We start from the raw sequence: 19,266 nt of genomic DNA, 5'->3' as shown, positions 1-19,266 counted from the left end.
AGCATTTATTTTTTAAGGATTATTTTATGGCTACTTACTCTATGGGCGATTTAAAAAAAGGTTTAAAAATAGAAATTGACGGTATTCCCTTTAAAATAGTTGAATACCAGCACGTAAAACCAGGCAAAGGACCGGCATTTGTTAGAATAAAAATAAAATCTTTTATAGACGGCAAGGTTTTAGAAAAAACTTTTCACGCAGGAGACAAATGTGAAGCACCTAATTTAGAAGAAAAAAAGATGCAGTATTTATATGACGAAGGAGATCTTTGTCAGTTTATGGATAATGAAACATACGAACAAGTTGGTATAGCCATAAGTGATGTAGGAGACGCTAAAAAATGGATGTTAGACGGTATGAATGTATCTGTGCTTTTTCATAATGGAAAAGCTATAGATGTAGAAGTTCCACAAGTAGTAGAACTTAAAATAGTAGAAACTGCACCAAATTTTAAAGGCGATACACAAGGCTCAAACAAAAAACCTGCTACTTTGGAAACAGGTGCTGTGGTGCAAATTCCTTTTCACGTCTTAGAAGGTGAGTTAATAAGAGTTGATACAACAAAAGGTGAATATATAGAAAGAGTAAATAAATAAATGAAAAAAACATTGAAAATGAAAAGAAGAATTGTAAGTTTATTTGGATTCTTAAGTGCTTTATTGTTGTGTTTTTTTATAACACAAAATAGCTATGCAAGAGAACAGTTAAGCGAAGAACAAGTAAAAAAAAGATTAGATGCATTTAACAAATACACCAAAACACTTTCTATAATAGAACAGTATTACGTAGATGATGAAAATTTAAGCGATTTGATAGATAAATCAATATCCGGGCTTCTTTCAAATTTAGATGCACATTCAGCATTTTTAGATGAAAAAGCTTTTGCTGATATGAAAATTCAAACTAAGGGCGAATTTGGAGGACTTGGAATAACAATCAGTATGAAAGACGGTGCATTAACAGTTATAGCACCTATAGAAGGGACTCCTGCCGATAAAGCTGGTATAAAAGCTGGAGATGTTATCGTAAAAATAGACAATCAAGCTACTATAGATATGAAGTTAGATGAAGCGGTAAGCAAAATGCGTGGAAAACCCGGAACTTCTGTAAGTATAACTGTTTTAAGAAAAACTGCTTCAAAACCAATAGAAATAAAATTAAAAAGAGATACTATAAAAATAGAAAGCGTATATGCTAAACTTGTAGAAGATGATGATATTTTGTATTTAAGGGTAACTAGCTTTGATCAAAATGTAGTTGATATGGCTAGTAAATATATAAAACAATACCCTAAAGCAAAAGGCATAGTGCTTGACTTAAGGAATAATCCGGGAGGTTTGCTAAATCAAGCTATAGGGCTTACAAATTTATTTGTTGATAGTGGAGTTATAGTGTCCCAAAAAGGTCGTATTGAGGCTGAAAACCAAGAATTTAAAGCTATTGCAAACAAAAAAATTACAGATGCGGCACTTGTTGTGCTTGTAAATGGCGGTAGTGCAAGTGCTAGTGAGATAGTAAGCGGTGCCTTACAAGATTTAAAAAGAGGCATAGTGCTTGGTGAAAATACCTTTGGAAAAGGTAGCGTTCAAAGTGTGATACCTATAACAGAAGACAAAGAAGCCATAAAACTAACGATAGCAAGGTATTATCTACCAAGTGGCAGAACAATACAAGCTGTTGGAGTAAAGCCTGATATAGAAGTGGCGGCTGGAAAGATAACCGTTCAAGATGATGGTTTTGGCATAAAAGAAAGTGATTTAAATAGACACTTACAAGGTGAGCTTGAAAACACAAACAAAGACAAAAAAGAGGAAAAAAGTGATAACAAAAACATCATAAGTAAAGAACAGATAAATAATGACGCTCAACTAAAATCAGCAATAGATACAGTAAAAATACTAAATTTAACTAGGGATTATAAATGAAAGAACTAATATACGAGGGTAAGGCTAAAAAACTATACAAAACAGATAAAGAAAATGTCTTACTTAGTGAATTTAAAGATGACTTAACCGCCTTTAATGCTGAAAAAAAAGGTAGCGAAAAGGGAAAAGGTGCTTTAAATTGTGAAATAAGCACGAAAATTTTTAGACTACTTGAAAAAAACGGCATAAAAACACATCTTATAGAAAAGATAAGCGATAACGAACAGCTTGTAAAAAAGTGTAAAATCATAGCCATAGAAGTAATAGTAAGAAATGTGGCAACTGGCTCTCTTAGCAAGAGACTTGGTATAAAAGATGGCACTGTTTTGCCTTTTGCCTTGCTTGAATTTTGCTTAAAAGATGATGCTTTAGGAGACCCTTTTATAAATGATGAGCACTGTTTGCTCTTAGGATTGGTAGATAATGAAGAAGAGATAAAAGAAATAAAAAAAATAGCAAGAAAGATAAATGAAATTTTACTTGCTTTTTTTGATGAAAGAAATTTAAGGCTGATTGATTTTAAAATAGAATTTGGAAAAGATGAAAATAACACAATAATCCTATCCGATGAAATAAGCCCTGATAGTTGTCGTTTTTGGGATAAGCAAACAAATGAAAAGCTTGACAAAGACAGATTTAGACAAAATTTAGGCTCAGTAAAATTAGCTTATGAAGAAGTTTTAAAAAGGATAAACAAAGAATGTTAGTTACCGTAAATATTTCTTTAAAAAATGGGGTATTAGACCCGCAAGGAAAGACTATTCAAAAAGCATTGCATTCTTTAAATTTTGATAAAGTTACAGATGTAAAAATGGCTAAGCAAATAAAATTAGAAATAAACGAAAAAGATAAAACAAAGGCTCTAGAACTTGTCAAAAATATGTGTGAAGAGCTGCTAGTTAATACTGTTATAGAAGATTACGAGATACTTTTATGAAAGTAGCTATTATACAGTTTCTTGGAACAAACTGCGAATACGATACTGCTTACGCCTTTGAAAAACTTGGGGTAAAAACAGAGTTGATATGGCACGAAAGAGAAGATTTTAAGGCTGATTTGATAGTATTGCCTGGAGGATTTTCTTACGGGGATTATTTAAGATCTGGTGCTATAGCTAAATTTGCTCCGGCTATGAAAACTGTGCTAAAACACGCAAAAAATGGAGGATATTTACTAGGAATTTGCAATGGCTTTCAAATGCTTTTAGAATTAGGTCTTTTAAAAGGAGCTATGAAGCACAATGAAGGTCTAAATTTCGTTTCAAAAATGCAGACTTTAAAAATACACTCAAACAACAATATTTTTTTAAAGAATTTTAAAAAAGATGAATTGATACAAATTCCAATAGCACACGCAGAAGGAAATTACTACGCAGATGATGATACTATAAAAATGCTCTATGACAAAGATATGGTGCTATTAAAATATATAGACAATCCAAATGGCTCGAAAGAAGATATAGCTGGAATTTGTGATGAAAATAAAAAAATTTTTGCTCTTATGCCTCACCCTGAAAGGCTGTGTGATAAGGTTCTTGGAAGCGATATTGGGCTTAAAATGCTAAAGGGTTTTGTATGAAATTTCTGCTTATACTTTTTTTATTATTTTCTTTTGGCTATTCAAAAAATCAACTAAACGAAACAGAGCTTGAAATTTACAAAAATATGTCTTCAAGCGATGAAAATGAAAAATATAATGAAGAAGTAGCTTATGATACAAAAGAAAATTCTTCCTTAGTTTTAAGGTCTCTTGAATATAAAAAAGAATACTATGTAGGAGAAGTATTTCCTATAATCATTTATGCAAAAACAAATGAAGTATCTGATTTTGGCTTTGATATAGAGCTTGATAAAAATGAGGATTTGGCATTTTTAAATAAAAATTTAAAGTGGAATAAAAAAGGTGATGAATATGAGGCTATATTATGGTTTGAAGCAAAAACAGCAAACGCTTATATAAAAAACATAAAAGTATCCTTAACTAGAAACAAAGTAGCCTTTAAAGAAAGTAATTTAAAAATACAAGACTTAAGATTTAAAAAGATAAATGCGGACAGACTTTACTCAAATTTAGTAGCATCAAAACTAGAAATAAAAAAAGTAAAAACTTCGTATTTTGACGATAAAAGCTTAGTTATGATAGTAGCACTTGAAGCACAAAATGCAAATTTAAATAATTTCAACATAACAAACGATACCACACTTATAAAACAAAGGGTTGATAACGTAAATGGAGACTTTAACTCATCTTCAGCCTTTTATTCAGCTATATTTGCACCAAGCAAAAAAGAGCTTTCTTTTAGCTATTTTAATACAGACACAAATAAGCTTGAAACTGTAAATTTGGAGGTTGAAATAAGCTCAAATGAAACAGTAAATACTCAAAGCGATTTAAACCCTCAAAGCAATGTTATAGACTTTTATAAACAATTTATACTTTGGTTTATATCAGGGATTTGTGCTATATTTTTTATTTTTAAAAGGTCTTATTTGCTCCTTGGCGTAGCTGTTGTTTGTTTTGCTCTTAGTTTTATGGTAACAAGCTCTAGCTACAAGGCTGTTTTTAAAGCTAAGGCAAGTGCGAAACTGCTTCCAACATCAAATTCTACTTATTTTTATACCAGTTCTCAAGATGAGGAAGTAGAGGTATTAGACAGTAGGCAAAACTACAAAAAAATACTATTTAAAGATGGAAAAATAGGTTGGGTAGATGAAAAAGATTTACAAGAGATGTAAGGCTGTATTATATATAATCTTTATCTTTTTTAATGCCATTGCCATATTTATATTATTTTCTTTAACAAATTCTCAAGAAAAAATACATAAAATAAGAAGAGCTTGGGCTAAACTACAAAGTAAGATTATACCTTTTGATGTTGAAGTTGTGGGCGAAATTAAACAAGCTGATATGATACTTATGAATCACCAAAGTATGCTTGATATAATAGCACTTGAAAAAATTTACCCAAAAAATATAGCTTGGATAGCAAAAAAAGAATTAGCACAAATCCCCATATTTAAAATTTGTATGACAAAACCAAAACTAATCTGTATAGATAGAAAAAACCCAAGAGATATAGTAAGACTTCTAAAAGAGGCAAAAGAAAGACTAGATGAAGGTAGAGTTTTAGCGATATTTCCAGAAGGAACCAGATCAAGAACTGAAAAAATTTTAAAATTTCAAAATGGGGCTAAGATACTTGCAGAGAAATTAAATTTGAAAATTCAGCCATTGTTAATAGTAGATTCTTCTAAGATTTTAGATAGCAAAAATTTTACGCTAGGTTCTGGGACACTTAAAATAGTATGCCTTGATATAATTGATACAAGCAAGGAAAATTGGTTAGAAGAAACTAGAAAACAAATGCAAGATATTCTTGATAAAGAAAGATTAAAAATTAAGGAGAAAAAATGAAATTTAAAACAGAAGTAAATCAGCTTCTACAACTTATGATTCACTCTTTATACTCTAATAAGGAAATTTTTTTAAGAGAGTTAATATCAAATTCAAGCGATGCACTCGATAAACTCACATTACTAACAGTTAGCGATGATAAGTATAAAAAGATAAAATTTGAGCCAAGAATAGATATAAAATTTGATGCTAAAAATAAAATCCTAATCATAAGCGATAATGGCATAGGAATGAATAATGAGGATTTAAACACAAATTTAGGGACAATAGCAAAATCAGGCACAAAAAGCTTTTTAGAAAATTTAAGTGGGGACGCTAAAAAAGACTCTCAACTCATAGGACAATTTGGTGTGGGTTTTTATTCTGCCTTTATGGTAGCCTCAAAAGTAGAAGTTTTAAGCAAGAAAGCACTTGATGATAAGGCTTATTTATGGACTTCTGACGCAAGTTCTTATGATATAAAAGAAGCAGAAAAGGAAGATTTTGGAACAAGCATAAAGCTTTTTCTAAAAGATGATGAATTTTTAAACCCTTACCGCATAGAAAGTATAGTTACAAAGTATTCAAACCATATACAATTTCCTATATTTATGGAAAAAGAAGAATACGAAAATACCAAAGAAGGTGAAGAAGCAAAAACAAAAACTGTAGTTGTGCAAATAAATACAGCACAAGCTCTTTGGAGACAAAACAAAAGCTCCTTAAAACAAGAGGATTATGATAAATTTTATGAGCAAAATTTTCACGATTCAAACAAACCCTTACTTAGCATACACACAAAATCTGAAGGCAAGATAGAATACAACACGCTTTTTTATATACCAAGTGTAGCTCCTTTTGACCTTTATAGGACGGATTATCAAAGCCATTTAAAACTTTATGTAAAAAGGGTTTTTATAAGCGATGATGATAAGGAACTCTTGCCTACATATCTTAGATTTGTACGTGGTATATTAGATGTTGAGGATTTGCCGCTTAATGTAAGTAGAGAAATTTTGCAAGAAAATATCATTTTAAAAAGTGTGCAAGAAGCTAGTGTAAAAAAAATACTAAGCGAACTTGAAAAACTGATGAAAAAAGATAAAGAAAAATATGAAAAATTTTTCAAAATCTTTGGAAAAGTGATAAAAGAAGGCTTGTATGGATTTAGTGCTGAAAGAGAAAAATTGCTAAAATTAATGCTTTTTAAAAATATGAATTCAGACAAAGTAATAACGCTAAGTGAATATAAAGAAAATATGCAAGAAGGACAAAAGGAAATTTTTTACATCACAGGCAGTTCTGAAAATTTGCTTAGAAATTCTCCTTTACTAGAATCATATAAACATAAAAAAATAAATGTTTTAATTCTTGATGATGATATAGACGCTATCATAGCTCCGATGTTACCAGAATTTGAGGGCTTAAAATTTGTAGCGATAAATAAAAGCGATGAAGAAAACAAGGTTAGTGATGAAGAAAAGCAAGAATTTGCAGGCATTTTAAGCAAATTCAAAGAAATTTTAAAAGATGAAGTTAGCGATGTATTACCTTCATCTAGGCTTTATGATAGTGCTTGTTGTATAGTTTATGATAAAGATAAACCTGATTTTGCAATGCAACAATTACTAAGACAAATGGGACAAGAAGATGATGTAAAGCCTATATTAGAATTAAATTTAAAACACGAAATTTTGCAAAAATTAAAAAATAACGAAAGCTACATTCACGATGTGGCTATACTTCTTTTAAATATGGCAAAGCTTAATGAGGGGCTTGGTGTAAAAAATGCAAAAGAATTTAATGATATACTAAATAAATTTATAACAAAGGCTTTATAGTGGTTCAAAATATAAACATAAACAAAGCGAACTTAGATGAGTTTGAAATTTTTGATGTACGTTGTCCTTTTGAATGGAAAGAAGGTGTTTTAGAAAATGCAAAATTAGTTTGCCTTTATGATGATAGAGGTTTTCTAAATGAAAATTTCATAAATGAATTCAAAGAAAAACTAGAAAATAATAAAAAAATCGCCTTTGTATGCAAGGCTGGTCAAAGAAGTTTTACTGCTGCAAAAATGGTAGAAGAAAATTTAAATCTAGATAGTGTAAATTTAGACGGTGGAATGTCTTCTTACAAAGGAAAACTTAAAAAATGATAGCTACTTATCTTTTAATAGCAGCTCTAGCTTTTTTAGCTCTTTATTTTGCCATACAAAAATTTACATTAAAAGTAGATGAAAAGGCTCTTTTAGGGCCTATAAAGGTGGATTTATATCCTAAATTTTGCGATATTATAAATGACAAGATAAAAGAATTTAAAGATATGGCAAAAGACGATAAAATCAGCCTCAAGGATACAGAACAAAAAGATATTTTTTTAGAAAAATTAAGCGATTTAAGCAGAGAACTCACTTTCATACAAACTATGAATCTAAGCAAGAAAAATGACGAGCTTTGGCAAAGTGAGCTTTTTTATTTTCTAAAAGAATTAGAAAACTTGCTTTTAGATTATTTAAATGACGGAGAAAAGCAAAGCGACGAACTTAGAGAATTTTTAATGAATGAATTTCAAAGGCTAAAAAATCCTTAATTTTTAATATACTAAAGTATTTATTTTACAAAACACGCTAAAAGAAAGTCTATACTAGGCATTGTTTTTAAATTTCATTTAATTTTTATTTACTATATGTTTTTGTTTTTTTTGTAGAATCTAATTTTTTATTTTATATTTTTTTTGAAAGGTCTCAACTATGAGTTTTTTAACAAACTTAAGTGAAGGTTGGCAATTTGGCATACAGCTTGCTGTTGTTCTAATTTGTCTTTTTTACGGTGCCAGAAAGGGTGGTATAGCTCTTGGGCTTTTGGGAGGTATAGGACTTATCATACTTACCTTTGGTTTTGCAGTAGCTCCGGGAAAACCTAGTATAGATGTTATGCTTACAATACTTGCCGTTGTTGTAGCTAGTGCAACTTTACAAGCTAGTGGCGGACTTGATGTAATGCTACAAATAGCAGAATTCATTTTAAGAAAAAATCCAAAATTTTTAATAATTCTAGCTCCTTTTGTAACTTGCACCCTTACCATACTTTGCGGTACTGGACACGTTGTTTATACAATGATGCCAATAATTTATGACATAGCTATAAAAAATGGAATTCGCCCTGAACGTCCTATGGCAGCCTCATCTGTAGCTTCTCAAATGGGTATAATAGCAAGCCCTGTATCAGTCGCAGTTGTGAGCTTAACAGCATTGCTTCTTAATGCCGATCATAAATTAGCTGGATTTGATGGATATATAAATTTGCTTCAAATCACTATACCTAGCACACTTTTTGGAGTTTTATGTATAGGAATTTATTCTTGGTTTAGAGGAAAAGACCTTGATAAAGACGAAGAATTTCAAGAAAAAATTAAGGATCCTGAATTCAAAAAATATGTATATGGCGAAACAAAAACATTGCTAGGCGTTAGACTTCCTAATAAAGACTGGTTGGCTATGTTTATATTTTTAGGTGCTATCGCTGTTGTTGCTATACTTGGAGCATTTGAAAATTTAAGACCTCACTTCAATGGCAAAGCTATGGGAATGGTAGCTGTTATACAAATTTTTATGCTTCTTGCTGGTGCATTGCTTTTGATTTTTACAAATGTAGATGCAAATAAAATAGGCAAAAACGAAATTTTCCGTTCAGGTATGATAGCACTTGTGGCTGTGTTTGGAATTTCTTGGATGGCGGATACTATGTTTGAAGTGCATACTCCTATGATGAAAGCAGCACTTGGAGGCGTTGTGGAAAATCACCCTTGGACTTATGCTGTTATGTTGCTTTTAATATCAAAATTTGTTAATTCTCAAGCAGCAGCTATCGCAGCTTTTGTGCCTTTGGCTTTAGGTATAGGCGTTGAGCCTGGTATAATCGTAGCTTTTGCAGCAGCTTGTTACGGATACTACATACTTCCTACATATCCAAGCGATTTGGCTACTATACAATTTGACAGATCAGGAACTACTCATATAGGAAGATTTGTTATAAATCATAGCTTTATTTTACCTGGATTAATAGGTGTTTTCACATCTTGTGTTGCTGGATATGTATTAGCTATGATTGCTGGTTATCTTTAAAAACTTTCCTAGCTTTGTTACAAAGCTAGGATTTATATTCTTTTAAGTGCTGCTACTATATAATTTTACTATGAATCAAAAACTACACTATAACCACTACATTTTATCTTTTCAGGCACTTTATTAGCCCTTTTTTCACATTTTAAATTATTTTTTTTGTGAAACTAAGGAGTATTTATGTTTAATATTTTTGAAAAATCAAGTATGTTAAAGCTTTTTACAAAATTTTCTTTACCAAGTGTCGTTTCTGCTGCCTTTTTGTCATCGTATTATGTTATAGATGGAATTTTTGTAGGACTTTACTTAGGAAGCGATGCTTTAGCTGCAATGGGCATTGTTATGCCTTTTATAATAATGTGCTTTGCCTTAGCTGATATGATAGCAGTTGGCTCATCTGTGCAAATTTCAATACATTTAGGACAAAATAAAAAACAAAGAGCAAGAATGATTTTTACTGCTTGCGTGCTTATAATATTTGCTTTGTCTATTTTTATAAGCATATTATCTTTTTTATCTTATGAATTTTTAATATCTTTGCTAGATACAAATGATAATATAAAAGCACTATGCAAAGAATATGTAAAAATTTTCATATATTTTGCTCCTATTATAATGCTATCTTTTGCTATGGATAATTATCTAAGAATCTGTGCTAAAACACTTTATAGTATGTGTGTAAATATAATCATAACTATAACAAACATAGTTCTTGTATATATCTTTGTATCTTATATGAAATTAGGCATTTTTTCAGCTGCACTTGCGACTTGCATAGGTTTTAGCATAGGGACTATTTTGTGTTTTTTACCTTTTATATTTTGCAAATTAAACTTAAAATTTAGCCATTTGTATATGAATTTTAAGCTTTTTAAAAATATCGTATATAATGGAAGTAGCGAATTTTTTAATACCATATCCTTTGCCCTTTTTGTAAGCTTTGCTAATACAGTTTTGCTAAATCTTGGAGGAGTAAATTCAGTAGCCATTTTCTCTATCATACTTTACATAGACAGCTTTATAGCAGTAATACTTATAAGCCTTTGCGATTCTATGCAAGCAGCATTTAGCTACAATCTAGGTGCAAGAAATTTAAACAGAATAAAAGAAATTTTAAAGACCTTGTTTGGCTTGTCTTTTGTTATTTCATTATTATCATTTTTAGGTATTTACTTCTTTCACCAAAGCATTTTAAATCTTTTTTTACAAGAGGGAAAAATAGAAATATTTGAATTGGCAAACAAAGCACTGATTTTATTTTCTTTTATATATCTTTTTTGTTGGTTTAATATAAGCTCATCATCTTTTCTAACATCACTAAATAAGCCAACATATTCTTTGATGATAGCACTTATGAGAAATTTCATCTTGCCACTTATATGGCTTTACATATTGCCATTATTTTTTGGGCTTGATGGGGTCTTTGCTTGTCTATTCGTTTCAAATATCCTAACAATGTTTTTAGCTATATTCTTGCTCAAAAAAACTATAAAAAATATGTAAGCAATAACCCTACCATTTAGATAGGGTTATAATAACTTTATGGTAGATTAAACTTGTCTAATAAAGCCTTCATAATGCCGTCTTTTTTCATATTTTCAAGCTCTTCATTTATGCTATCTATAAGCCCTTCGTTTTCATTTTTTTTAAAGGCAAAAGCATAGCCTAAGCTACCGTCTTCTTCATAATGAAATTTCTCAAGATCCTTATATAAACCAAGATAAGCATCTGCTATAGAATCGTCTATAAACAATGCATCTATTTCCTTACTGTTTAAAAGCCTAAAAAGCTTATCAATTTCTTCAATAGAAACTATTTTTATCCTTGCTATACTTTGCTCTTTTATGCTTTTTTCTTGCAAACTACCTTTTCTGACACCTATTTTTTTATTTCTAAGATCTTCTTTGCTTCTTATCCTAATATCATTACCCCGTTTTACATAAACACTTTTAGTAAAATAATAAGGCTTAGTAAAATCAACAAATAAAAGCCTATCAGCAGTTATGGAAAAAGAAGAAGCTATCATATCTATCTCTGAATTTAAAAGAGCCAAAGATAAATCATCAAATTTTAAATCGCTTTTATAGACTACATCTAAATTTAAACGCTTAGACAGCTCATTCACAAGTTCTACATCAAAACCACTTAACTTACCGTCATCATCTTTAAAATTAAAAGGGTAATAATTAGGTGCCATTCCAACCCTTAAAGCTTCATCATTACCACAAGCACAAAAGGCAAATGCTATAAAAAACAAAATAAAAATTCTTTTCATAAGCCATCCTTTCATACATCTAAACGTTTATAATAAAGCATTTCAACACCGTCTTTTACCTCTTTAAAAAGCAATAAAGGCACATTGTAAGTGTCGCTTGAGCTAACCCAAACCAAACCGCCTCTGTGTATATAACAGTTTCTACCGCTTTCTAATTCTAAATCATTATATACATCAAAACTATCTTCAGAGTCTTTGCCCGGTAAATTTAAACGCAAAGGTAGACGGTAAGAGCTTACTACCTTTTCATAAGCCTGTGATATGCTAAGATCTTTAAAAAAATATTTTCTAATACTTACTTCAGAGCAAGAATCACAAAGATTGGCGTATGTAAAACCAAAAACATCTTTTTTTGGAGAATTTGAGCTTATGCTTTGAGCCATTAGATGATAATATCTGCTGCTATAGCCGCTACGTCTTTCTATTTTGCCAGCTTCTTGTTCGCAAAAACCGCTAAAAGAAGAGCTTTGTTGAAAGACACTTCCATTTTCGTTTAGATCGCCAAGATCGTTAAAAGTAGCAAAATTTGTAACAACTAAACTAAGTAAAAGTCCTAAAAGAGTTACTGTTGTTTTTGTAAATTCCATAATACTTCCTTAAAACAGAATTTACACTAAACATAGATTTTTTATCCGCTTGGATTATAGCATAAAAAAAATATTTTTTATATTATCCTCCTAAAAAGGAGGATAAGACTTTATTCGTCAAAAGCAATAAGCTCGTAATAATAAAGCTCTGTATTGTTTTCTTTTTGATTTAAGATAAATACAAATTTATTGTCCTTGCTAGGAAGAGATTCTATCCAAAGCTCATTTGCATTTTTTCTTACATAGCAAGTATAACCCTTATTTTCACTTTTTACGCTAGGGGTTAAATTTAAGGCATCTTGTGAATTTTGACTAGGCATTTCTTTTCTTAGAACAATCTTGTCATTTTTTGCTAGAATGCTCAACAAATTTTGATAAGCTTTCTCTAAATTTGTGCCTTTAAACTCGTATTTTCTTATATAAGAATCCGTATTTCCTAAGTTTAAATTCTCATATTCAAAACCATCTTTAGAAAATTTCTTAGCATTGCCTTTGCTAAAGAATGGATAAACAGCACTGAAAGTCTTATTTTGAACTGAATTTACATAGGACTTACAAAGTGAATCTAATTCTTGCTTTTGTTCTAAAGCACCTTTTGCTAAAGCACTATATGTAGTCAATATAAAAAATACAACTACAAATTTTAAAAATTTCATAACTTCTCCTTGTTTATATCTAAACATAGAAGCCTTTTTTATCCATGCTAAGTTTAACTAAAAATACATTTAAAGTCAATTTTATTTTTTAAAAAATACTTGACAAAAACATAGTAATTATTGTTGAAAAATACTTGAAAAGTATTTTGCAACAATAATTACTTGATAGTAATTATTGTAATATATATGTAATTTTTTTTGAAAGGCTAAAAATGGCAAAAAATACAACACAATCTCTAGGAGATATAATCGTTTCGATAGCAAAAGCAGTAGCACAGGCACAAAGCGATGTGCAAGAATCGCAGTTATCTCATATATTTACCTTTTTTAAGAAAAAATTTAAAAAAGATGCAAAAGGAAATGTAACAGATGAACTGCTACCTGTAATCTTTCCAAAATCTTTAAAAATAGGCATACCAGATTCAGACGCTAAGAATTTTAAAACAAAATATTACAGCGTTCCTTACATAAATTTGTTGCCTATAAATCAACTTCATATAGAAAGTATAAAAACAGAATTTGATGTATCTTTAGTAGGACTTGACGAACAAGAAAGCTCTAAAAATGAGGATATAAAGGACTTTGATAAGCTACCAACTCTTAAAATAGATGTTGTAGGCGGAGGGCTTTCAAAAGAAAAAGGTCTAGCAGCACACATATCTTTAACTATGAGCAAACATGATTTGCCTGAAGGAACTGCTAGAATGATTAATGAATTAATAAATAATTGTCAAGGATACAAAGAAGATTTAATACTAAGAAAGGAGGAAGAAGGCGATGTAAAATAAAATAAAATCAAAATAGACAAAAAATTTATATTATAAAGGAGCAAAAATGTCAACAGAAATAGTTAATCAATTTTCAGGCTTACCTATGGCATCTTTAATAGGTGGTCCATTGCAAGCAGCTTGCGATGCACAGCTACAACTTGCAAATGCTACATCAACTTTTATAAAAACAGTTGGTTTAGAACAAAAGGGTGAGGAATTAGTTGCAAGAACAGTTGATTTTAAATACGAACAAATCAAAGAAGATGGTTCTGTTCAAAAAATGAATATACAAACTCCGCTTCTTGCTATAGTGAAAGTTCCAAGTTTATCTATAACTAGCATGGATATAACTTTTGATATGGAAGTTAAAACAGCTGAAGAACAAAAAGAATCAAGCGATAAAAGCGTTGCTATAGATGCTCAAGCTAGTGTAGGTTTTGCTTTCTTTAGGGCTAGAGTGTCTGTAAAGGGTTCTATAAGCTCTCATAAGGAAAATACAAGAAGAACTGATACTTCAGCTAAATACCACGTAGAATTACACGCTAGAGATGACGGTATGAGCGAAGGTTTATCAAGAGTGCTTGATATAATACAAGCTTCTATACAGCCTAGAGAAGAAAATAAAGCGGTAGAACAAAAAAGTCAAGCTTCAAGCGAAGTATAAAAAATTAAGGAGTGATTGTGAGTAGAGTTTTTGATTTAAGTTCTGTGAGTTTTGTTAAAAGAGTTGTTATAGGACAAAGAGATACGCAAAATTCATACGATGAAGAAGAAGCAAATAAAAACACGGAGTTTTTAAATAGGTGTTTAAATGATTTTCCAAAGGGAAGAATTATAGCTTGTGAAAAGAATTTTAAGCTTTTAAATATAGGGGAACATCAAATGGTTCAACAATGGCTTGTATATCATGTTGGTTTTACAAAAAAGCCTTTATGGATGAATGAACAATGAAAAAAGCAATCACTCTAAAAAAATTTGCCCATCTTTTGAATGAAGAGCAAATAAGGTGTCAAAAGATAGCAAGTGATTTTTTTGATAAGAGATATAAAGATCTTGCTTTTTTCCTACACAAAAAAGCTGATATAAACCTGGAACAGGCATTTAAAATGCTTTTTTATCCAAATTATACACTAAACATAGAGCTGAGTTTCAAGGTTTATAAAGATGGGCGAGATAACTTTCATACAAAAAAACCAAATTTATTTTTAAGGTTTTTTAAAACTTATACTACGCATCAAATAAAAATTTTTAAAGATAATGTAAAACTAGATGGCGAGGAGATTCTTAATAAGGATCTCAATGGTATTTTAATAGTTTTTAAATGAAAGGAGATATTATGAATTTAAGTCAAGAAAAACTAGACAAAATTAGCCCAAAACTAAAGCTAGAAGTGCTTTTAGCATTATTTGAAAAATACGAAATAAATACTTTAAACAGGGTGTGCGGTTTTTTAGCACAGTGCGCACACGAGAGTGGAAATTTTAAATTTACTAGCGAAAATTTAAATTATTCATCTTCTGCTCTTTTAAAAGTTTTTCCAAAATATTTTAAAGATGAAACTATAGCAAAGGAATATGAAAGAAAGCCAGAAAAAATTGCTAGTAGAGTATATGCCAATCGTATGGGAAATGGCGATGAAGGAAGTAAAGAAGGATATAAATTTAGAGGTAGAGGCTACATACAGCTAACAGGCAAAAATAATTATCTTGATTTTGCAAAAAGCATAGGAAAAAGCCTTGATGAAGCTGTAGAATACTGCAGTAGCGATGAAGGTGTTTGGAATCTGCTCTGTATTTTTGGAAAAGAGAAAAACTAAATGAACTTTGCGATAAAGACGATATAAAATCTATGACCAAACGCATAAATGGTGGATTTAATGGTCTAGAGGATAGAAAACAAAAATATGAATATTATAAAAGCATTCTGGCATAAACTTAGACGGTGAATTTCACCGTCGATTTTTATTCGAAAAATCTCTTAGCATTTTTTAGCTTCTGTATCTTTGGAGCTAAGATGTCTTTTTTATTTTTTAAAAGCTCAAAAGCCTCATCTATCAATGCTTTAGCTTGTCTTAAAGTATCTACATCATCACTTTTAATATCTTTATCTAAAAGTCTTTCTATTTCGTCTATATTTTCGTCTATGATAGCTATCTTAAAATCATTGAGCCACTGCTTCATCTTGATGAATTTCCCTCCAAGCCTCTAACAAGCCTCTAACAACATTTATTACTTCATCTACCTTGCTTTCATCATTTTTTAAATTTGCTAAAGACAAAAGCTGAATTTCTCTTGTATAAAGTCCATTCAGATAGTAAGCAACATCTCCACCTCTTTCATAATCAAGGCTGTTAATAAGCTCTACAAATATAGCAGTAGCTCTTTTGATATAGTAAGTTCTTTGTTCTATATCTTCATTTCTTATGCTTATTTTTATCCTAGAACAAAATTTCAAAAGCCCCTCATAGAGCATTTCTATGAGTTTTTGCGGCGATTCAACGCCCATTTGATTTTGCGTATAGGCATTATAAGCTAAATTATTTTGCATATCCTAATTTCCTCACTGTTCTGTGCTACTCATAGCAGCTATCATTTGACTTATAGCATTTGACTGCGTATTTAGTTTTGACATTATTATTTCGTATTGAACCCAAGTATTTTGCAAGGTTTCATATCTTGCGTCTATTCTATCTTGGCTTTGCTGTTTGCTCTCTTGAAGCTGTTTGCTTTCACTTTTTAACTGTTGCTCGTAAAGAGTAAGAGTTCCGTTTGAGCCATTTATACCGTCTAAAACCTCTTTTAGATTAGCAAAAATACCTGTTCCTTGCTCGTATTGAGGCGAAAGCTGAGTGCTTTCTAGTCCAAGACCTTCTAAAAAGCTTTCGTTTCCTTCTAGTTTAAAATCAGAGCCATTGTCGCTATTAAATTTTATTATATACTCTACAGTAGTTGTAGAGCCATTTCTCACAGATATTTCTTCAACACTTACATTTAAATCCTCTATGGCGAAACTATTTATATGCTCTGCTAAATTCTTAGCTCTTTCAGCAGCATCAGCACCTGTTAATACAAAATCATTACCATCAACATCTTTTGATAAATCATAAGTTTTGTCATTAAAAGTTATCTTAAAACCACTGTTTTTAAAGTCTATATCTTGGTCAAGTTTGATACTTTCTCCAACATAGTTTAATTCTTCAAAACCAGAAACACCTGAAAAGAATTTTTCTGCGAAACTTATATCTTCACTTACTTTTTCATTAAACACAGAAGAATCAAAGGTCAAAAGCCCACTTTCATTGAGCGTTAAACCAAAATCCTGTAAAGAAGCCATAACTTTTGTAGATACTTCATTTCCATCATCATCGATTTCAACACCATCTACCATTTGTGTTTGAAATAACTGGGATATGATATTAGATCTTAAGCTTGTTACTTCACTTACACCTTGTAAGTCTCCAGCGACCCCTGTATCAACATCGTATTTAGTAGCCTCTGTCAAGAAATTTGTAAGCTCATTAAAAGCTTCAACAAGGCTGTTCATAGTTTCTGATATATCGGCAACATCTTGTTCGATACTAAAATTTACTTCTCCCTCTTGTTTAAGGCTAAGAGTTAGTCCAGCACCTATATCATTTACTTGATTGCTAGATCTTATCATTCTAACGCCGTCTAAAGTAAATATAGCATCTTGAGCTTGTTTTATATGATACTCTCCATTTGCATCATCAACGCCATAATTTTTAACGACATTCAAACCTAAATTATTTGATAAGAAAGAAGAAGCATCTGCATTTGTCTGATATACATCTCCACTTGCTCCGGCAACCTTTACACCATCAAAAACCTTTACTTCAGAACCACTTGGAGCATTTAAACCGGCAGAAAATGAGAAAGAAAATTCATTATTTACATTTCCACCAGCTGAGAGTTGCACTTTTCCACCTGTAACAGTATTAACCCTTTTCACCAAATCATCATAAGTATCAGTTGTAAGAGCATCTATCTCAAAACTTTCATCGCCAACAAAAACAGTAAATTTAATATCGCTTGTAAGTCCTAAAGAATCTTGCAAGCCATTTGAAGATAGTTGAACCTTTTGTGCAGAACTAGAACTAAATCCGCCAAATCCTTCAGCGTCAAAATCTGTAGTTTTTAAATTCCAACCTAAGGCTGATAAAACGTCTTTAGCTTCTTGTGTTTCTTGATAAATTCCATTACTATCTTTTGAACCAGCGTAAAAACCTATGGCATTATCAACACCTGTTTCTGTGCTAGTCAATGTTAATCTATATGGATTTGTTTTTTCGCCAGTGTTTATTATCTTTGCTTGTATTTTACCGTCAGTAGCGTCATTTATCTTATCTGCTAACTGTCTAAAAGTAGTAGTAGAATCCACTTCTATAGCGTATTCTTTTCCATTTTGAACTAAGGTAAAAGTAGCTTTTTGACCTGAAGATAGGCTTGATAGAACTGTATCAGTATCTTTATTAAAGCCTTTACTTTGATAAACATCATTCTTAGCTATTTGCATAACTTCTACCATAAGATCTTGTAAAGCCACACCACTTGAAGCAGTTAAAGTAGCTGCTGGATTGTCAGATACGCTTGATTCAACTTTTCTATTTGCAAATGCTGTAGAATCTCCCAAAGATGAAACTGCTGACTTAAAAGTAGTAAGCTTAGTCAAAAGCTCTGTCAAAGCGGTTTGTTTTGCTGTATTTGTTTCTAATTTTTTTTCATAAGGTTTTACTTGTGCGGCTTCATCGGCTGTTTTTAATTGATCAAATAAATCTTTAGTTAATACCCCAGATGCCACACCCATACTTGTTACTGAACCTAGTGCCATTTTATCTCCTTAATAATTACCGTCAAATATCATACCAACCAAATTTTTAAGATGCTCTCTAAGCTTCATAGCTTCTTCGCTTGGAATTTGCCTTATGACATTTCCGGTATCTTTTTCTACTACGCTTATATATAGCTCACCTATTTGCTCATTAAATTCAAATTTTACATTTGTATTTAATGTGTCTATTTGCTGATTAAGTTCCTTAGTTAATTCGCTCAAACTAGGTGTTTGTTCATTGTTTTGCTCACCGTTTTGAGTTTTAGGAGCAGAATTTTGAAAAGCTGCCCTTTGACTACTACTTTGGTTAGAAACACTAATTTGAGGGCTTATATCAGCCATATTCAACGCTTTCATCTCCATTTTTTCCCCTTACTAACTTTTATTTGTAAGACAAATCGACATTTCTAGTAAAATCTTTATACCTAAATCATAAAAAATAAAAAATATTTTATTTAAAAGATAACAAGCAAAATTTATTCCGTAATATAAGCAAGTTTTTAAAGCACTTAACCCTTCCCAACTCCCCTCTACCCTAATTTATACTTTAAGCTTTTTTAAAAACTTTTTTTATCCTACGCACATCTTTCATAAATCTTATATATTTCAATGCCCCCCCCCGTTTCATATTTTCTATCAAGGCTTCACCAAGTTTATATGTAATGCAGTTCTTTTCTCTTAAAGAATCT

25 protein-coding genes are annotated in these 19,266 nt (G+C 30.9%); 18 read left to right on the top strand and 7 right to left on the bottom strand.

Translation table 11 applies throughout. The features are described 5' to 3' along the window. The first annotated feature begins 26 nt into the window (after positions 1–26). The 12 genes from efp to Q0J35_RS07340 all read left to right on the top strand — a co-directional run bounded on the left by efp (position 27) and on the right by Q0J35_RS07340 (position 10,944). Entirely contained in the window at positions 27–596 is a 570-nt protein-coding gene (gene efp, locus Q0J35_RS07395) for an elongation factor P (RefSeq protein WP_297195016.1), read from the top strand. Then, positions 597–1,925, top strand: a complete 1,329-nt coding sequence (locus Q0J35_RS07390) for a S41 family peptidase (protein WP_297195014.1) — start codon at positions 597–599, stop codon at positions 1,923–1,925. Continuing rightward, the gene (gene purC, locus Q0J35_RS07385) at positions 1,922–2,632 is read left to right on the top strand and encodes a phosphoribosylaminoimidazolesuccinocarboxamide synthase (protein ID WP_297195012.1); all 711 of its coding nucleotides are present in this window, start codon (positions 1,922–1,924) and stop codon (positions 2,630–2,632) included. The genes Q0J35_RS07390 and purC overlap by 4 nt, the downstream gene beginning before the upstream one ends. Further along, a complete protein-coding gene (gene purS / locus Q0J35_RS07380) occupies positions 2,626–2,862 on the top strand; it encodes a phosphoribosylformylglycinamidine synthase subunit PurS (protein ID WP_297195010.1) in 237 nt (78 codons plus the stop codon). Before purC ends, purS begins: the two co-directional genes overlap by 7 nt. Then, positions 2,859–3,503 (top strand): phosphoribosylformylglycinamidine synthase subunit PurQ, encoded by a 645-nt coding sequence (purQ, locus tag Q0J35_RS07375; RefSeq protein WP_297195008.1) that lies wholly within the window; start codon positions 2,859–2,861, stop codon positions 3,501–3,503. Before purS ends, purQ begins: the two co-directional genes overlap by 4 nt. Continuing rightward, on the top strand, positions 3,500–4,660 hold the full coding sequence (locus tag Q0J35_RS07370; protein WP_297195005.1) for a hypothetical protein: 1,161 nt from the start codon (positions 3,500–3,502) through the stop codon (positions 4,658–4,660). The genes purQ and Q0J35_RS07370 overlap by 4 nt, the downstream gene beginning before the upstream one ends. Next, complete coding sequence (locus Q0J35_RS07365; protein WP_297195003.1) at positions 4,635–5,339, top strand: lysophospholipid acyltransferase family protein; 705 nt, start codon at positions 4,635–4,637, stop codon at positions 5,337–5,339. The genes Q0J35_RS07370 and Q0J35_RS07365 overlap by 26 nt, the downstream gene beginning before the upstream one ends. Continuing rightward, positions 5,336–7,159, top strand: a complete 1,824-nt coding sequence (gene htpG, locus Q0J35_RS07360; RefSeq protein ID WP_297195001.1) for a molecular chaperone HtpG — start codon at positions 5,336–5,338, stop codon at positions 7,157–7,159. Before Q0J35_RS07365 ends, htpG begins: the two co-directional genes overlap by 4 nt. Further along, positions 7,159–7,476, top strand: a complete 318-nt coding sequence (locus Q0J35_RS07355) for a rhodanese-like domain-containing protein (protein ID WP_297194999.1) — start codon at positions 7,159–7,161, stop codon at positions 7,474–7,476. Before htpG ends, Q0J35_RS07355 begins: the two co-directional genes overlap by 1 nt. Further along, positions 7,473–7,910 (top strand): hypothetical protein, encoded by a 438-nt coding sequence (locus Q0J35_RS07350; RefSeq protein WP_297194996.1) that lies wholly within the window; start codon positions 7,473–7,475, stop codon positions 7,908–7,910. Before Q0J35_RS07355 ends, Q0J35_RS07350 begins: the two co-directional genes overlap by 4 nt. A gap of 160 nt (positions 7,911–8,070) precedes the next feature. Next, positions 8,071–9,444, top strand: coding sequence for an anaerobic C4-dicarboxylate transporter (locus Q0J35_RS07345; RefSeq protein ID WP_297194995.1), 1,374 nt, complete (start codon positions 8,071–8,073; stop codon positions 9,442–9,444). A 177-nt stretch (positions 9,445–9,621) separates the two neighbouring features. Beyond that, positions 9,622–10,944 (top strand): MATE family efflux transporter, encoded by a 1,323-nt coding sequence (locus tag Q0J35_RS07340; protein WP_297194993.1) that lies wholly within the window; start codon positions 9,622–9,624, stop codon positions 10,942–10,944. A 37-nt stretch (positions 10,945–10,981) separates the two neighbouring features. On the opposite strand, the gene Q0J35_RS07335 is transcribed toward Q0J35_RS07340, so the two are convergent. From Q0J35_RS07335 to Q0J35_RS07325, 3 genes are all read right to left on the bottom strand, one after another. After that, on the bottom strand, positions 10,982–11,716 hold the full coding sequence (locus tag Q0J35_RS07335) for an ABC transporter substrate-binding protein (protein WP_297194990.1): 735 nt from the start codon (positions 11,714–11,716) through the stop codon (positions 10,982–10,984). Between the two features lie 11 nt (positions 11,717–11,727). Continuing rightward, on the bottom strand, positions 11,728–12,303 hold the full coding sequence (locus Q0J35_RS07330) for a hypothetical protein (RefSeq protein WP_297194988.1): 576 nt from the start codon (positions 12,301–12,303) through the stop codon (positions 11,728–11,730). Positions 12,304–12,413: 110 nt separating this feature from the next. Further along, positions 12,414–12,959 carry a hypothetical protein gene (locus Q0J35_RS07325; protein ID WP_297194986.1) on the bottom strand — a complete coding sequence of 182 codons (546 nt, stop codon included), beginning with the start codon at positions 12,957–12,959 and terminating at the stop codon, positions 12,414–12,416. Between the two features lie 212 nt (positions 12,960–13,171). Here Q0J35_RS07325 and Q0J35_RS07320 point away from each other — a divergent pair, with 212 nt between their 5' ends. The 6 genes from Q0J35_RS07320 to Q0J35_RS07295 are packed head-to-tail and all read left to right on the top strand — an operon-like array spanning position 13,172 to position 15,661. Continuing rightward, positions 13,172–13,747: a DUF2589 domain-containing protein gene (locus Q0J35_RS07320; protein ID WP_297194984.1), complete on the top strand. Its 576-nt coding sequence runs from the start codon at positions 13,172–13,174 to the stop codon at positions 13,745–13,747. Positions 13,748–13,793: 46 nt separating this feature from the next. Continuing rightward, positions 13,794–14,393: a DUF2589 domain-containing protein gene (locus tag Q0J35_RS07315; protein WP_297194982.1), complete on the top strand. Its 600-nt coding sequence runs from the start codon at positions 13,794–13,796 to the stop codon at positions 14,391–14,393. A gap of 17 nt (positions 14,394–14,410) precedes the next feature. After that, positions 14,411–14,680: a hypothetical protein gene (locus Q0J35_RS07310; protein ID WP_297194980.1), complete on the top strand. Its 270-nt coding sequence runs from the start codon at positions 14,411–14,413 to the stop codon at positions 14,678–14,680. Further along, complete coding sequence (locus Q0J35_RS07305; protein ID WP_297194978.1) at positions 14,677–15,054, top strand: hypothetical protein; 378 nt, start codon at positions 14,677–14,679, stop codon at positions 15,052–15,054. The genes Q0J35_RS07310 and Q0J35_RS07305 overlap by 4 nt, the downstream gene beginning before the upstream one ends. A gap of 11 nt (positions 15,055–15,065) precedes the next feature. After that, on the top strand, positions 15,066–15,545 hold the full coding sequence (locus Q0J35_RS07300) for a hypothetical protein (protein WP_297194976.1): 480 nt from the start codon (positions 15,066–15,068) through the stop codon (positions 15,543–15,545). Beyond that, a complete protein-coding gene (locus Q0J35_RS07295; RefSeq protein ID WP_297194974.1) occupies positions 15,506–15,661 on the top strand; it encodes a hypothetical protein in 156 nt (51 codons plus the stop codon). Before Q0J35_RS07300 ends, Q0J35_RS07295 begins: the two co-directional genes overlap by 40 nt. 29 nt (positions 15,662–15,690) lie before the next feature. On the opposite strand, the gene Q0J35_RS07290 is transcribed toward Q0J35_RS07295, so the two are convergent. The 4 genes from Q0J35_RS07290 to Q0J35_RS07275 are packed head-to-tail and all read right to left on the bottom strand — an operon-like array spanning position 15,691 to position 18,940. Further along, complete coding sequence (locus tag Q0J35_RS07290; RefSeq protein ID WP_297194972.1) at positions 15,691–15,909, bottom strand: hypothetical protein; 219 nt, start codon at positions 15,907–15,909, stop codon at positions 15,691–15,693. Next, positions 15,890–16,276, bottom strand: a complete 387-nt coding sequence (gene fliS / locus Q0J35_RS07285; RefSeq protein WP_297194970.1) for a flagellar export chaperone FliS — start codon at positions 16,274–16,276, stop codon at positions 15,890–15,892. Before fliS ends, Q0J35_RS07290 begins: the two co-directional genes overlap by 20 nt. A 12-nt stretch (positions 16,277–16,288) precedes the next feature. Continuing rightward, a complete protein-coding gene (gene fliD / locus Q0J35_RS07280; RefSeq protein ID WP_297194968.1) occupies positions 16,289–18,577 on the bottom strand; it encodes a flagellar filament capping protein FliD in 2,289 nt (762 codons plus the stop codon). 9 nt (positions 18,578–18,586) lie between these two features. Next, entirely contained in the window at positions 18,587–18,940 is a 354-nt protein-coding gene (locus tag Q0J35_RS07275) for a flagellar protein FlaG (protein WP_297194965.1), read from the bottom strand. Positions 18,941–19,266: the final 326 nt, after the last annotated feature.

Source organism: uncultured Campylobacter sp. (assembly GCF_944323605.1).
Taxonomy (GTDB): domain Bacteria; phylum Campylobacterota; class Campylobacteria; order Campylobacterales; family Campylobacteraceae; genus Campylobacter_D.
The sequence above is the reverse complement of the archived record's forward strand: the minus strand, read 5'-3'. Positions and strand labels throughout refer to the sequence as shown.